Consider the following 13,858-nt stretch of genomic DNA (forward strand, 5'->3'; position numbering starts at 1 on the left):
TTTTATTTTTTTGCTAAAATTATAAGATTAAATTATATCAAAATTAGAAAGAAAATTTTTATGGATAATTACGAATACAGCGAACTTTTAAAAAAATTAAAAAATAAAGTTGGAAATATCGCTTCTATTATTAAGCCTGAAGAGATAAAAGCAAGATTAAAAGAAATAGAAAATTTAGAAAATTCCCCTTCTTTTTGGAGTGATGTAAAACAAGCAGGCGTTATAGGTAAAGAAAAAACTAAAATTTCAAATTTATTAAAAAACTACGAGAACGCTTTCAATGCTTTAAATGATGCAAGTGAGCTTTTTGATCTAGCAAATAGTGAAAATGACTTGGACACCATAGAAGCTTTATTTGAAGATGCAAACAAGCTAGAAGATCTTATTGTAAATCTTGAAATTTCTATGCTTTTAAGTGGGGAAAATGATGGTAAAAATGCCATAGTTTCCATTCATCCAGGAGCAGGTGGAACGGAGAGTAATGACTGGGCTAGTATGCTTTATAGGATGTATTTGAGATTTTGTGAAAGAGAAGGTTTTAAAGTAGAAACACTTGACTTTCAAGAAGGCGAAGAAGCAGGGCTTAAAGATGTGAGCTTTTTAGTAAAAGGTGAAAATGCTTATGGGTATTTAAAAGCTGAAAATGGTATTCATCGTTTAGTAAGAACTTCTCCATTTGATAGTGCAGGGCGTCGCCATACGAGTTTTTCTAGTGTGATGGTTTCACCTGAACTTGATGATGATATAGAAATAGAAATTGAAGAAAAAGATATAAGGATTGATTATTATAGAGCAAGCGGAGCGGGTGGACAGCATGTTAATAAAACTGAATCAGCAGTGCGTATAACTCATATGCCAAGTGGTATAGTAGTGCAATGTCAAAATGATAGAAGTCAACACAAAAACAAAGCAACTGCTTTTAAAATGTTAAAATCACGCCTTTATGAACTTGAGCTTATGAAACAACAAGATGAAGCAAATTCAAGCGAGAAAAGTGAGATAGGTTGGGGGCATCAAATCCGCTCTTATGTGCTTTTTCCTTATCAACAAGTCAAAGACACACGCTCAAATGAAGCTTTTTCACAGGTTGATAATATCTTAGATGGGGATATTAAAAAAATCATAGAAGGTGTTTTAATAGCACAAAAAGCGCAAGATTAATACTACAAAAGGATATTAAATGGAAAAAATTCTAGTTTGTGTGGATGTTTTAGAGCCTTGTAAGGAAAGTTTGTATTATGGGGTGTATTTAGCTAAAAAGCTAGATTTACCTTTAATGTTTTTATATACCATAGAACCAAATTTTACTAATGCTGAATTAGCTTGTAGTTTTGGCATAGGCGCTAGTGGATGTGTGATTGAAGATTTGGTAGAAGAGCAAAGTCAAAAAAATGAAAATCTTTGCAAAAAAGGGCAAAGAATTTTAGAAGAATTTTGTGCTTATGCAAAAGAACAAGGCGTAAAAGAATGCTTTAGTGTGCAAAGAGATGGAGATTTGGAAGAAGTTTTAAAAGAATACAATGATCAAATAAGATTAGCCATAGCAGGTTTAAAAGGCGGAGGTAAGAAAAATAAAATAGGCATTCATACAGAAGAATTAGTAAGAGCTTTAAATGTGCCTATTTTGCTTGTAAATTCTGCTTTTAAAGAGATTAAAAGTGTGATGATGGCTTATGATGGGAGTAATTTAGCTAAAAAAGCCATAGAGCAAGCCATTAAAAGACCTATTTTTAAGGAAGCAAAGCGTTATATAGTAAATGTTTCTAAAGATGAAAAAGCTTCTTATGAGTTATTAGCTCAAGTAAGTCAAATTTTTAAAGAAGCAAATTTAAATGTACAAACTCAGCATTTAAGTGGTGAGATTACTCAGGCTTTATTTGATTTTGGTGAGCAAAATGATATAGATTTGTTGATCATGGGGGCTTATTCACATCATTGGTTAAAAAGTATTTTATTTGGTAGTTTGACAAATGATATTCTAACTAAGGCTAAAAAACCTTTGTTGTTAATTCGCTAATGCTATACCATAGACTTTTAAATCACTATATTAGCATTTATCATAAAAGTACCAAACGATTTCTTTTTGTTTGGACTTTGCTTGCTGTGGTGCCTTTATTTTGTAGTTTTTTATTTGACGAGCTTGCCATTTATGCAACGGGTAAAATTACTTCTGAAATTTTATTTTTAATTTTAAATATTATTCCTATTATGGTGGCTGTGGCATTGATGATGTTTTTGCTTATTAGTATTTGGGCTGCTTTTAGTAGTAAGATTAATATCAAAGAAAAATTTTTTATTATTTTATATGCTTATGTTTTGATATGGTTTGCGTACGGGAATTTGTATTATTTTTCTTGTGATGTAGATAATTATAATAGAATGTTAATTGCTACTCAAAAAAATGAAAATTTAGAGATTGTGGATTTGCAAGAAAAAATCATAGAAGTGCAGTTTCAAACACCTATAAGAGGAATTCATAATTTTTGGTCTTTAAATGATGAGTTAAAACCTCAAATTCAAAATAGAATAAAAGGTTTGGTTGATTGTTATTATTTTAGCGGAGTTACTATGCTAACGATAGGCTTTGGAGATGTAACGCCTGTTAGTTCTTTGTTAAGATTATTTAGCGTATTTCAAGGATTTTTAGGGCAGGTTATTGTTGTGATTGCTATGGGACTTTGGATTAACCAAGCAGGTAAGCAATAGCTTACCTTGCGATTAATGTTTTATAGCATATTTATTTTGTATTTCTTCATGTCCTAGTATTTTTTGAATATTGCAGTTTTTATCAATATCTAATTTCTTAACATCGTGATGAAAATTAGTACAATTGTGCAATAAAAATGCCATTGTTTTAGCATTATGTACATCCCATCTTGATAAATCTTGATCAAATTGTTTGCAGTTTTCAAACATATGTGCCATCGTAATGGCATTATGCACATCCCAATTTTCTACTTTATGATTAAATTTAAGACAATTACAAAACATATACTTAGTATCTTTAACATTTGACATATTCCAAGAAGATAAGTCTTGATCAAAAGATTCACAATCAAAAAACATTCCTTCCATGTTTTCAACATTTTTAACATTCCATTTAGAAATATCATGATTAAAGCTTTTACAGCAATAAAACATATAAGACATATCTTTTACGCTTGACACATCCCACTTTTCTATACCATCAAAATTAGTTCTAGTAGAATAGTAGAACAAATAAGACATATCCGTGATTAAGCTTACATCGATTTCATCTAAGGTAATAAGCTCTTCTCTAATAAGAGCAACTAATTCGCTTTTTGTTTTAGGCGTAAACATGTTAGCTCCTTTTTATGTTTAATTTCTCTTTAAAATTATAATACTAATTAAATATAAAATAGAAAAAAATAAATATTAAATTAACAAAAAAATATAAAATGCTATAATATGTTTCATAATGAAACATATTATAAATTTAATAAGAAAATTAAGCTAATTGATATAAAGATTAACCAAATAAAAAGCAACAATGCCATCAAAAATGGTTTAAAACCTGCATTTTTTAAAATATTTTTATGGATATTTACTCCCAAAGCTACCATGGCCATAGAAAGTAAAAGTGTATCTATAGTTTGTATGCTTGGTTTTATATAATTAAGTGCAAAATCGGTATTTAATATTTCAAGTGAGCTAATACCACAAGCAAATAAAAACCACAAAGCAAAATAAGGAATATTTGCTTTAATGGAAATTTTTTCATTATTTTTACTTAGAAATTTCAATGAAAAAAGACTTAAAAAAATTAAAAAAGGTACTAGCATTAAAACACGCATCATTTTTTCTATGACAGCACCATCTCCTGCTTGTATAGCTTCACCTGCTGCAACAGCATGTGCAACTTCATGCAAGCTTGCTCCCATGAAATACCCCATTTGCTTTAAACTAAAAAAATCAAACCAACCCAAATTCCAAGCCAAAGGATATAAAAACATCCCTAAAGTTCCAAATACAACCACAGTACAAACTGCCACGCCAACTTTAGCAGAACCACCTTTAACAACGCTTTCACTTGCCATCACAGCAGCTGCCCCACAAATGCTTGAGCCACTACTTATAAGTATGCTTTCTTTAAGATCAAGTTTAAATAATTTTCCTAATAAAAGCCCTATAAAAAAGGTAGAAAATACCACTAAAAATGCTAGCAAAATTCCATTTGATCCAACTTTTTCTAAATCATTAAAAGTAATTCTAAAACCATAAAGTATAATCCCAAGTCTTAAAATTTCTTTTGTTGCTATGCCTAAAACTCCTGATTTTTTGAGTAAATTTGCATTTTGATGAGCTAAATTTCCTATTAAAGCTCCCAAAATTACGGCTATGATTAAAGCTGAAATTCCAAGATTTTTAAAAAAATTAAGCTCAGAAATAGCAAAAGCACAAAAAGCAAGGGTAAAAAGTAGCAAAAAAGCTTCAAATTTTCTATTTTTATATATATTTTTATGCATAGATTTTTCCTTTTTTATTTTTTTGTAATCTTAATGATTTTTTTATGATAAGTAAAATTAATTTTATTTGATATAATGATTAAAAATATTTATCAAAAGAGTACTTATGACTTTTAAACAAATAAAATATTTTCAAGCTTTGTGTAGAAATTTAAATTTAAGAGCTTGTGCTAAAGAATTAAATATAACTCAATCTGCTTTGTCTTTAGCTATATTTGAACTTGAAAAAAGTTTAAACACCAAGCTTTTTGATAGAAATGCTAAATTTTTAAGTTTAAATGAAAAAGGAAAGGTTTTTTTAAAGCAAATTACACCTTTGATTTTAGAATTTGAGCGCATTGAAAAAGCAATGCAAGATGATCAAAGCTATGAAATAAGTATGAAAGTGAGTCAAAATGTAGGTACTTATTTACTAGGATCTTTTTTGGACCAAAAGGCAGAAAATATCAAGTTAAATTTGTCCTTGGATAATAGTCAAAATATTATCAAAGATATTTTAGATAAAGAAATCGATATAGGTTTGATTGAAGGAATTTGCAAAGATAATGATATAAAAAAGATTAAAATTTGTGATGATGAACTTATTGTGGTGAGTAAAAATGACTTAAAAAAAGAATTTTTCATAGATGAGTTAAAGGATTTTAAATGGCTAAGTCGCGAGCAAGGTTCGGGTGCAAAAGAAGTGTTTTTAAATGCTTTGCCTAAAGATATAAAGCTTAATTTAGTTTATGAGCTAAACTCAACTGCTATGATAAAAGAGTTGGTTAAAAAAGGTGAATTTTTAGCAGTTTTACCTAAATTTAGTGTTAAAGAAGAACTTGAAGCTAAAAGCTTATTTGAAGTGAGATTAAAAAATTTTAAAATTTCAAGAGAGCTTTGCTTGATTTATCATAAAAATAAAGAGCCAAGCAAGAAATTTATAAATTTATGTGAGTTTTTAAAACTTTGCATTCAAAAAGATTTAGTTTAGCTCTTGAATACATTTTTTAAAAAGCTCCCCTCTTTCTTCATAAGATTTAAACTGATCTAAACTCGCACAAGCAGGGCTTAGCAGGGCTACTTCATCATTAGTTAGGTTTTGATTGATTTTTTCTACCGCTTTAGGTAAAAACTCACAATAATGTGCTTTTAAATTAGCATTTTTAGCATATTCAAGCATTTTATTAGTGCTTTTTCCTATGGCATAAAGTTCTATATCAAGCTCTTTCATAAAAGTAAATAAAGCACTTAAATCCACTCCCTTATCATCCCCACCTATGATAAGATGAATTTTTTTATCCTTATAGCGTTTAAGAGCAGCTAAACTAGCATCAAGATTAGTTGCTTTAGTATCATTTACCCAAAGTCTATTTTTATGATCAAATATTTCTTCAAGCTTGTTTTTTTCTATCTTAAACTCATTTAAAAGCTCATAAGAGCAACGATCTAGTATGATTTTTTCTATACTTAAGGCAATAAGTGCATCAAGTAAAAATGGGGTTTTAAAATGAATTTTTTCTAAGTCAATTTGCATTTTTTTAGCTAAATCTTGCTCGTCTTCATAGCTTATAACATAAGCATGAGTTGGATAAGCCTCATACTTTTTAGGTAAAATTACTACATCATTTTCATTCATTCTTTCAAGCACGCTAAGCTTTGCTTGCTCATAATTTTCAAAACTTTTATGCCAAGAAAGATGATCAGGTGTGATAGGTAAAAGTGCATAAATTTCAGGTTTAGCTACTTTGGTGTAAAAAAGTGAAAAAGATGAGCTTTCTAAAATCCATAATTTAGCATTAGCGTCCATTTGTGCTAAAGGGGTTCCTATATTTGCTCCCATTTGTGCGTTAATGTGTTTTAAAAGATAATGTGTCATTTGAGTGGTAGTGGTTTTACCATTTGTTCCGCTTATCCAAACGCTTTTTGGCATGCCATCGTAAAAAAAATCATACTCGCTGCTTAAATTTCTTGCTTGCTGTATGAGAAGATGATCACTTGGAAAGCCAGGGCTTGGAATTTCTAAGTCACTTTTTAAAGGATCAAATTTACAAGGTGGTAAAAGTGTATTGCCAAATTCATCTTTACTTATACTTGTAAAATGATCATCATAAATATCGCAATTTCCAAAACGCTGCGCAAAAGCTTTGGTTGTTTTTCCGTATCCAAAAAGTGAAATTTTCATTATCTTAACTTTATACTAATTAATGCAATGATATTTGCAAGTAAGGCTATCATCCAAAAACGCACGATGATTTTATTTTCTACCCAACCTATTTTTTCAAAATGATGATGAATAGGTGCCATTTTAAATACTCTTTTGTTAAAGATTTTAAAACTTCCTACTTGTAAAATCACTGAAATAGTTTCTAAAACAAATACAAAACCTATCAGTAAAAGTAAAATTTCATTTTTACTTACTATACCAAGATAGCCTAAAAATGCCCCTATGCTTAAACTCCCACTATCTCCCATAAAAACTTGCGCAGGATAGCAGTTATACCACAAAAATCCCATAAGCGCTCCAACCAAAGCTGAGCTTAGCACTACAAGTTCTCCTAAACCTTGAATTTTAGGTAAAAATAAATAAGAACTATAAATAGCATTTCCACTCAAATATAAAAAAGCACCAAGGCTTAAAAGAGAAAATATAGAAGGCACAGTTGCAAGACCATCAAGTCCATCGGTTAAATTTACAGCATTAGAGCTTGATGCAATAACTAAAATCCATAAAAACAACATAAACACACCACCATCAAATAGAGCATGTTTGTAAAAAGGTAAATAAAATTCAGTATTTATATCAAATAAATATAATAATCCAACACAAATAAAAGCAGCGCTAAATTGCCCTAGAAGTTTCATTTTTGGACTTAGTCCTGCGTGATTGTCTTTTTTTAAAATTTTCCCTAAATCATCCACTAAGCCTATAGTGCAAAATAGTACTAAACACAATAATCCAACGATTACAAAACTATTATTTAAATCAGCGCTTAAAACACTTGCTATGATAGTAGCAAAGATAAAAACAAGCCCACCCATAGTAGGGGTATGAGATTTGGCTTGGTGTGATTGTGGGGCGTATTCATAAATAGGTTGATTTGCTTTTTTATTTTGAGCCCATTTGATAAATTTTGGCATTAAATATAAACTCAAAAATAAAGCGATAAAAAATGCAAAACCAGCACGCACGCTAATATAAGAAAAAAACATATAATTTGTATATTCTGTAAGATAAAGCAAAATTTTAACCTTGTATTTGTTTTTTAAAAGCATAATTTTAGTAAAATCACATAAATAAATTATAAAAAAGAGTAAAAAATGAGTCAAAAATGTATTTTGATAATCACAGATGGTATAGGACATAATACAAATTCAAACTATAATGCTTTTTTTCATGCTAAAAAGCCAACTTATGATATGCTTTTTGAAAATACCCCTAATGTTTTGATAAAAACAAGCGGTTTGGCAGTTGGCCTACCTGAAGGTCAAATGGGTAATAGCGAAGTAGGGCATATGTGTATAGGTAGCGGACGCATAATTTATCAAAGTTTAGTCAAGATAAATAAAGCCATAGAAAATGACACTTTAAAAGATAATAAGGCTTTAAAAGATTTATTGCAAAAATGCAAAAGAGTGCATATTATAGGGCTTTATAGTGATGGCGGGGTGCATTCTATGCATACACATTTTAATGCACTTTTAAAAATTTGTAAGCAAGAAAATAAAGAAGTTTTTGCACATGCAATTAGTGATGGTAGAGATTGTCCTCCAAATTCAGGTTTGGAATTTATAAAATCTTTACAGAAATTTTGCGGAAAAGAAGGGGTTAATTTTGCTTCTTTATCGGGAAGATTTTATGCTATGGATAGAGATAAGCGCTATGATAGGGTTAAGTCTTATTATGATGCTTTATTTGCTAAGGCACAAAAGTGTGATGATTTTGTGCAATTTATACAAAAAAGCTATGATGAAAACATCACAGATGAGTTTTTAACCCCAGTTATTAGTCAAAACTTTGATGGGATTAAGGCTGAAGATGGCGTGATTTTTATCAATTTTAGAAATGATAGAATGCGTCAATTAGTTGCTTCTTTAACCCAAGAAAGTTTTAATGAATTTCCAAAAGAAGTACTTGTAAAAAATGCCATTACTATGAGTTTGTATGATGAGAGTTTTAAACTGCCTGTGATGTTTGAAAAAGAAGAATTAAATAATACCTTAGCTTCTGTGATAGCTAATGCAAATTTAAGCCAACTTCACACAGCTGAAACAGAAAAATACGCTCATGTAACCTTTTTCTTTAATGGGGGAAAAGAAGAATTAGAGTGTAATGAAACAAGGGTTTTAATCCCAAGTCCTAAGGTAAAAACATACGATGAAAAACCTCAAATGAGCGCTAAAGAAGTTGCAGATGAGGTGCTTAAGGGCATAGAAAATGGTATGGATTTTATCGTAGTCAATTTTGCAAATGGTGATATGGTAGGACATACGGGTGATTTTGAAGCTGCGATTAGTGCGGTTGAATGTGTGGATGAGTGCTTGGGTAGGGTTATTGCCAAAGCAAGAGAGCATGATTATGCTTTCGTTATTACTTCAGATCATGGAAACTGTGAAGCAATGAGAGATGAAAATGAAAATATGCTCACTAATCACACAACCTTTGATGTTTTTGCTTTTGTCGAAGCTAAAGGAGTAGAAAAGCTTAAAGAAGGCATGGGGCTTAGTAATATAGCGCCAAGTGTGCTTAAAATTTTAAACTTGCCTATTCCAAAAGAAATGGATGAGGCTTTATTTTAATTTAAAGGAGAACAATGAAATTTAGTGGAAAAAATGTTTTAATAACAGGTGCAAGTAAAGGTATAGGTGCAGCAATAGCTAAAGAATTAGCAAGTCATGGTTTAAAAGTTTGGATTAATTATAGAAGTAAACCTGAACTTGCTGATGCGTTAAAAGAAGAGATAGAAAAAAATGGTGGCACTGCAGCTGTGATTAAATTTGATGCAAGTGTTGAAGAAGAATTTACAAGCGCTATTGCAACTATAGTAGAAAGTGATGGTGAACTTAGTTATTTAGTTAATAATGCAGGTATTACTAATGATAAATTAGCGCTTAGAATGAGTATGGATGATTTTTCTTCAGTGATTAATGCTAATTTGAATTCAAGCTTTTTAGGTTGTAGAGAAGCATTAAAAACTATGAGTAAAAAGCGTTTTGGTGCGGTTGTTAATATTGCTTCTATAGTTGGAGAAATGGGAAATGCAGGTCAAACTAATTATAGCGCTAGCAAAGGTGGTATGATAGCATTAACAAAATCTTTTGCTAAAGAAGGTGCAGCAAGAAATATAAGATATAACTGTATTACACCAGGTTTTATAAAAAGTGATATGACTGAAGTTTTAAGTGATGAAATAAAACAAAATTATATTAACAATATCCCTTTAAAGCGTTTTGCAGATGCAAGTGAAGTAGCTCAAGCTGTGGCGTTTTTATTAAGTGATCATTCTTCTTATATTACAGGGGAAATTTTAAAAGTCAACGGTGGGCTTTATATGTAAAAGCAAGGTTTTAACCTTGCTTAGTTTCTATAGCCACTACTGCTATAGCAAAACCCCCATCATGTGCTACGCTTACACTTGCTGATTTTATATTAAATTCTTGCATGACTTTTTGAGAAAAACTAATATGTGGAGCATTTTTATCATCTTTAGAGATGATGATGTCAAAAAAAGAACATTCTTTAGAAATTCCAACCCCCAAAGCCTTAGAAGCAGCTTCTTTAATAGCCCAAAATCCTGCTAGAGTGTTGGTATTTTTTATATAACTTTGCTCTTGCTTGGATAAAAATTTATCCAAGAAAAGCGTTTTATATCTTTCATAAATTTTTTCTATGCGAGAGCATACGACTATATCACAGCCTATCATTAAGATACTACAAAGTCAGTAAAGTAAATATTTTTGATAAAACCATCAGTTAAAACCTCATTGATCTTACCGGTTAATTCATCTTTTAATCTTTCTTTGCCCTTTGTGGTGCTTACTTCTTCAAAGGTTTTTGAAGTTAAAGTTCTAATGATAATATCTCTAATAATAGCAACTTTTTTATCAAGCTCAGGGGTTAAAGTTTCAACATTTTGCTCAAGTTGAATAGTACATTTTACATATCTTGATCCACCATCGCTTAATAAATTTAGTGTAAAAGGTGCTAAAGGATACATAACGCCGATATTTGCATAATCACTTCCTCTAGCTGCCACTGCATTTGTTTTTTTAGGAGTTTGTGTTGCTTGTGCGCTTTCTTCAACTTGTGGAGTAGGATTTTCTTCAGAACCACCACTAAACATTAAATAAGCAATTGCCCCTACAATCACAAGTAAAAATACAAATAAAAATACAACGATAATAATTACTAAAGTATTGCCACCTTTTTTCTTTGATTCGGTCTGTTCATCCATCATATCTTCAGCCATATTTTTCCTTTTATTAAATTTAGAGTGTTATTGTATCAAAAATTATGTTTTTTTAAAATTATGATTATTTAATCTTTTGTAAATGCCTATAAACACTAGGTTCGGAAATGCCTAAAAGTTCAGCAACCTTAGGAATAACACCTTTTACATTAAATACGCCTTTTTCATATAAACTAGCTATAATTTTTTGTTTTTCTTTCGGTTTTAAACTTTTATTCTTAAAACTTTCTATATCCATACCAGAAATATCTTCGATAATTTCTTCTAGATCAAGTTTTATGTATTCTTTATTTTCTTGTTCTGTGTTTTCATAAGCATTATCATAAATATTTCCAAGGTTTAAAATTTCGTCAGAGATTTTTTTAAATGCCGAAGTATCATGATTAATACAAAGCAAACCTTCAAGTTTTTCATCTTTTTTAATAAAAAATGTTGAACCTGACATAACTTGTGAGTTTTTGGTGGAAGTTTTATAATGTGTTATGTAATCTCGCTCTAAATAGATTTTGTTTTTAATCATTTCAATAGCAAAGCCCGTTAGAGGTGAATTTATAGTTCTTTTGCTAATATGGTTATTAGCAATTTCTGCTATATTAGCTCCATCTTCACTTACATCATGCAAAACTATTTCATAATTTCTACCCAAGGCTTCTGCGAGAAATTTTACTAATTTAATGTAATAAGTTCTTGTCTCTTTGTCCATAGGATATTCCTTTTTTGTTAATTTTGTAGTAAAAATATTTAAAACAAGAATGTTTATTCTTATTTTTTAACAATTTTAATACAAAATAAAAATAATTTTGCTTAAAAAGAGATTATATGTAAAAAATAATAAAAATATAGCTATTTTTAAATAATGATAATTTTTATCGTTTTATTTTATTTTAATAATATATGAATATAATTTATCAAATAATAAAAATTATTATTTAGAAAAGGAGAAATGATGAAAAAACTAACAAATGATTTTGGAAACATCATAGCTGATAATCAAAATTCGCTAAGCGCAGGTGTTAAGGGTCCGCTTTTAATGCAAGATTATATTTTGCTTGAAAAACTTGCTCATCAAAATAGAGAAAGAATTCCAGAAAGAACAGTACATGCAAAAGGAAGTGGTGCTTATGGAGAACTTAGAATCACTAGAGATATTTCTCAATACACTAAAGCAAAAGTTTTACAGCTTGGAGAAAATACACCTTTATTTATAAGATTTTCAACCGTTGCAGGTGAAGCAGGTGCTGCTGATGCTGAAAGAGATGTAAGAGGTTTTGCAATTAAATTTTATACTAAAGAAGGAAATTGGGATTTAGTAGGTAATAATACCCCGACATTTTTTATAAGAGATGCGTATAAATTTCCTGATTTTATCCATACTCAAAAAAGAGATCCAAGAACTCATTTAAGAAGTAATAATGCTGCATGGGATTTTTGGAGTCTTTGTCCTGAAAGCTTACACCAAGTTACTATTTTAATGAGCGATAGGGGAATTCCTGCAAGTTATCGTCATATGCATGGTTTTGGAAGTCATACTTATAGTTTAATTAATGATAAAAATGAAAGATTTTGGGTGAAATTTCATTTTAAAACCAAGCAAGGTATTAAAAATTTAACCAACGAAGAAGCGGCAAATTTAATAGCAAATGATAGAGAAAGTCATCAAAGGGATTTATATGAAGCTATCGAAAAAGGAGATTTTCCAAAATGGACTTTCCAAATTCAAGTTTTAAAAGAAGATGAAACAGAAAAACTAGGTTTTAATCCTTTTGATTTAACTAAAGTTTGGCCACATAGTATTGCGCCTTTAATAGAAGTAGGAGAATTAGTACTTAATAAAAATGTACAAAATTACTTTAACGAAGTAGAACAGGCTGCATTTAGTCCAAGTAATATTGTTCCTGGTATTGGTTTTAGCCCTGATAAAATGCTACAAGCTAGAATTTTTTCTTATCCTGATGCGCACAGATACCGCATAGGAACAAATTATCATTTATTGCCAGTTAATCGCGCAAAAAGTGAAGTAAATACTTATAATGTAGCAGGAGCCATGAATTTTGACACTTATAAAAATGGCCTTGCTTATTATGAACCAAATAGTTATGATGATAGCCCAAAAGAAGATAAAAGCTATCTTGAGCCTGACTTAGTACTTGAAGGTAGCGCACAAAGATATGCTCCACTTGATGATGATTTTTACACCCAACCAAGAGCTTTATTTAATATAATGAATCAAGATCAAAAAGAGCAATTATTTAAAAACATAGCAGCTTCTATGAGCGGGGTTGATGAAAAAATCATACAAAGAGCATTAAGTCATTTTGAAAAAATTTCAAGTGAATATGCAAATGGTGTTAAAAAAGCCTTGAAAATATAATTTTTACTTGCCACTTTAAAAGTGGCAAACTAAAGATTATAAAGGAAAAATATGTTTAGTAATGAAGAAGAAAAAAGAATTCAAGAACTTTGCACTATGGCTTTTGATTACGCAAGAAAAAATGATTTACAAAATTTAAAGATTATGATAGAAGCAGGTTTGAGTGTGAATTTAAAAAATCACAAAGGTGATAGTCTTTTAATGCTTGCAAGTTATCATAATGCTTATGAGTGTGCTAAGTTTTTACTAGAAAATAATGCTAGGGTAGATGAGAAAAATGATAGAGGGCAAACTCCATTAGCAGGGGTGTGTTTTAAAGGGTATTTGCCTATGTGTAAGCTTTTGGTAGAATATGGGGCAAATATTGATGAAAACAACGGTCTTGGTATGACACCTTTTACTTTTGCACTAATGTTTGGGCATAGAGATATAGTAGAGTTTTTAACAAAACATTCTAAAAAAAGCTTTCTTAAAAAAATAGCTTTTGGTGTGTTGAAAATTTTTAAAAGAAAGAAAAGTTAAACTCTTTGAAAAAATAAAAATTATAAAATTAT

The 13,858-nt window shown here is 30.0% G+C and carries 15 protein-coding genes; 8 read left to right on the forward strand and 7 right to left on the reverse strand.

Annotated features, from left to right (window positions below; genetic code table 11):
• Window positions 1–60 precede the first annotated feature (60 nt).
• The 3 genes from prfB to CD56_RS01320 are packed head-to-tail and all read left to right on the forward strand — an operon-like array spanning window position 61 to window position 2,706.
• Complete coding sequence (prfB, locus tag CD56_RS01310) at window positions 61–1,161, forward strand: peptide chain release factor 2 (RefSeq protein ID WP_047207962.1); 1,101 nt, start codon at window positions 61–63, stop codon at window positions 1,159–1,161.
• Window positions 1,162–1,180: 19 nt separating this feature from the next.
• The gene (locus tag CD56_RS01315) at window positions 1,181–2,017 is read left to right on the forward strand and encodes a universal stress protein (protein ID WP_047207963.1); all 837 of its coding nucleotides are present in this window, start codon (window positions 1,181–1,183) and stop codon (window positions 2,015–2,017) included.
• Window positions 2,017–2,706, forward strand: a complete 690-nt coding sequence (locus tag CD56_RS01320; RefSeq protein ID WP_047207964.1) for a potassium channel family protein — start codon at window positions 2,017–2,019, stop codon at window positions 2,704–2,706. The genes CD56_RS01315 and CD56_RS01320 overlap by 1 nt, the downstream gene beginning before the upstream one ends.
• Before the next feature lie 12 nt (window positions 2,707–2,718).
• Here the strand turns inward: CD56_RS01320 and CD56_RS01325 are convergent, their stop codons facing one another.
• Together CD56_RS01325 and CD56_RS01330 are read right to left on the reverse strand one after the other, a co-directional pair.
• Entirely contained in the window at window positions 2,719–3,321 is a 603-nt protein-coding gene (locus tag CD56_RS01325; protein ID WP_047207965.1) for a BspA family leucine-rich repeat surface protein, read from the reverse strand.
• Between the two features lie 128 nt (window positions 3,322–3,449).
• Window positions 3,450–4,487: a YeiH family protein gene (locus tag CD56_RS01330; protein WP_052768354.1), complete on the reverse strand. Its 1,038-nt coding sequence runs from the start codon at window positions 4,485–4,487 to the stop codon at window positions 3,450–3,452.
• Window positions 4,488–4,593: 106 nt separating this feature from the next.
• On the opposite strand from CD56_RS01330, the gene CD56_RS01335 reads away from it, so the two are divergent.
• On the forward strand, window positions 4,594–5,457 hold the full coding sequence (locus CD56_RS01335) for a LysR family transcriptional regulator (protein ID WP_047207966.1): 864 nt from the start codon (window positions 4,594–4,596) through the stop codon (window positions 5,455–5,457).
• Here the strand turns inward: CD56_RS01335 and murD are convergent.
• Together murD and mraY are read right to left on the reverse strand one after the other, a co-directional pair.
• Window positions 5,449–6,648 carry a UDP-N-acetylmuramoyl-L-alanine--D-glutamate ligase gene (murD, locus tag CD56_RS01340; RefSeq protein ID WP_047207967.1) on the reverse strand — a complete coding sequence of 400 codons (1,200 nt, stop codon included), beginning with the start codon at window positions 6,646–6,648 and terminating at the stop codon, window positions 5,449–5,451. The two genes, CD56_RS01335 and murD, sit on opposite strands and share 9 nt — an antisense overlap.
• Window positions 6,648–7,706, reverse strand: coding sequence for a phospho-N-acetylmuramoyl-pentapeptide-transferase (gene mraY / locus CD56_RS01345; protein ID WP_047207968.1), 1,059 nt, complete (start codon window positions 7,704–7,706; stop codon window positions 6,648–6,650). The genes murD and mraY overlap by 1 nt, the downstream gene beginning before the upstream one ends.
• 78 nt (window positions 7,707–7,784) lie before the next feature.
• Between mraY and gpmI the strand changes: the two genes are divergently transcribed.
• Window positions 7,785–9,263, forward strand: a complete 1,479-nt coding sequence (gene gpmI, locus CD56_RS01350; protein WP_047207969.1) for a 2,3-bisphosphoglycerate-independent phosphoglycerate mutase — start codon at window positions 7,785–7,787, stop codon at window positions 9,261–9,263.
• A gap of 14 nt (window positions 9,264–9,277) precedes the next feature.
• Complete coding sequence (fabG, locus tag CD56_RS01355; protein WP_047207970.1) at window positions 9,278–10,021, forward strand: 3-oxoacyl-ACP reductase FabG; 744 nt, start codon at window positions 9,278–9,280, stop codon at window positions 10,019–10,021.
• A gap of 10 nt (window positions 10,022–10,031) precedes the next feature.
• Here fabG and acpS read toward each other — a convergent pair whose 3' ends face one another.
• The 3 genes from acpS to CD56_RS01370 form a co-directional block, all read right to left on the reverse strand.
• Window positions 10,032–10,388 carry a holo-ACP synthase gene (gene acpS / locus CD56_RS01360; protein ID WP_047207971.1) on the reverse strand — a complete coding sequence of 119 codons (357 nt, stop codon included), beginning with the start codon at window positions 10,386–10,388 and terminating at the stop codon, window positions 10,032–10,034.
• On the reverse strand, window positions 10,388–10,933 hold the full coding sequence (gene fliL, locus CD56_RS01365; protein ID WP_039617492.1) for a flagellar basal body-associated protein FliL: 546 nt from the start codon (window positions 10,931–10,933) through the stop codon (window positions 10,388–10,390). The genes acpS and fliL overlap by 1 nt, the downstream gene beginning before the upstream one ends.
• Window positions 10,934–10,997: 64 nt before the next feature.
• Window positions 10,998–11,636 carry a YheO-like PAS sensor domain-containing protein gene (locus CD56_RS01370; RefSeq protein WP_039617494.1) on the reverse strand — a complete coding sequence of 213 codons (639 nt, stop codon included), beginning with the start codon at window positions 11,634–11,636 and terminating at the stop codon, window positions 10,998–11,000.
• 243 nt (window positions 11,637–11,879) lie between these two features.
• Here CD56_RS01370 and CD56_RS01375 point away from each other — a divergent pair, with 243 nt between their 5' ends.
• Together CD56_RS01375 and CD56_RS01380 are read left to right on the forward strand one after the other, a co-directional pair.
• Window positions 11,880–13,304 (forward strand): catalase, encoded by a 1,425-nt coding sequence (locus CD56_RS01375; protein WP_047207972.1) that lies wholly within the window; start codon window positions 11,880–11,882, stop codon window positions 13,302–13,304.
• Window positions 13,305–13,355: 51 nt separating this feature from the next.
• A complete protein-coding gene (locus tag CD56_RS01380; protein ID WP_039625330.1) occupies window positions 13,356–13,826 on the forward strand; it encodes an ankyrin repeat domain-containing protein in 471 nt (156 codons plus the stop codon).
• Window positions 13,827–13,858: the final 32 nt, after the last annotated feature.

Source organism: Campylobacter lari (assembly GCF_001017575.1).
Taxonomy (GTDB): Bacteria; Campylobacterota; Campylobacteria; order Campylobacterales; family Campylobacteraceae; genus Campylobacter_D; species Campylobacter_D lari_C.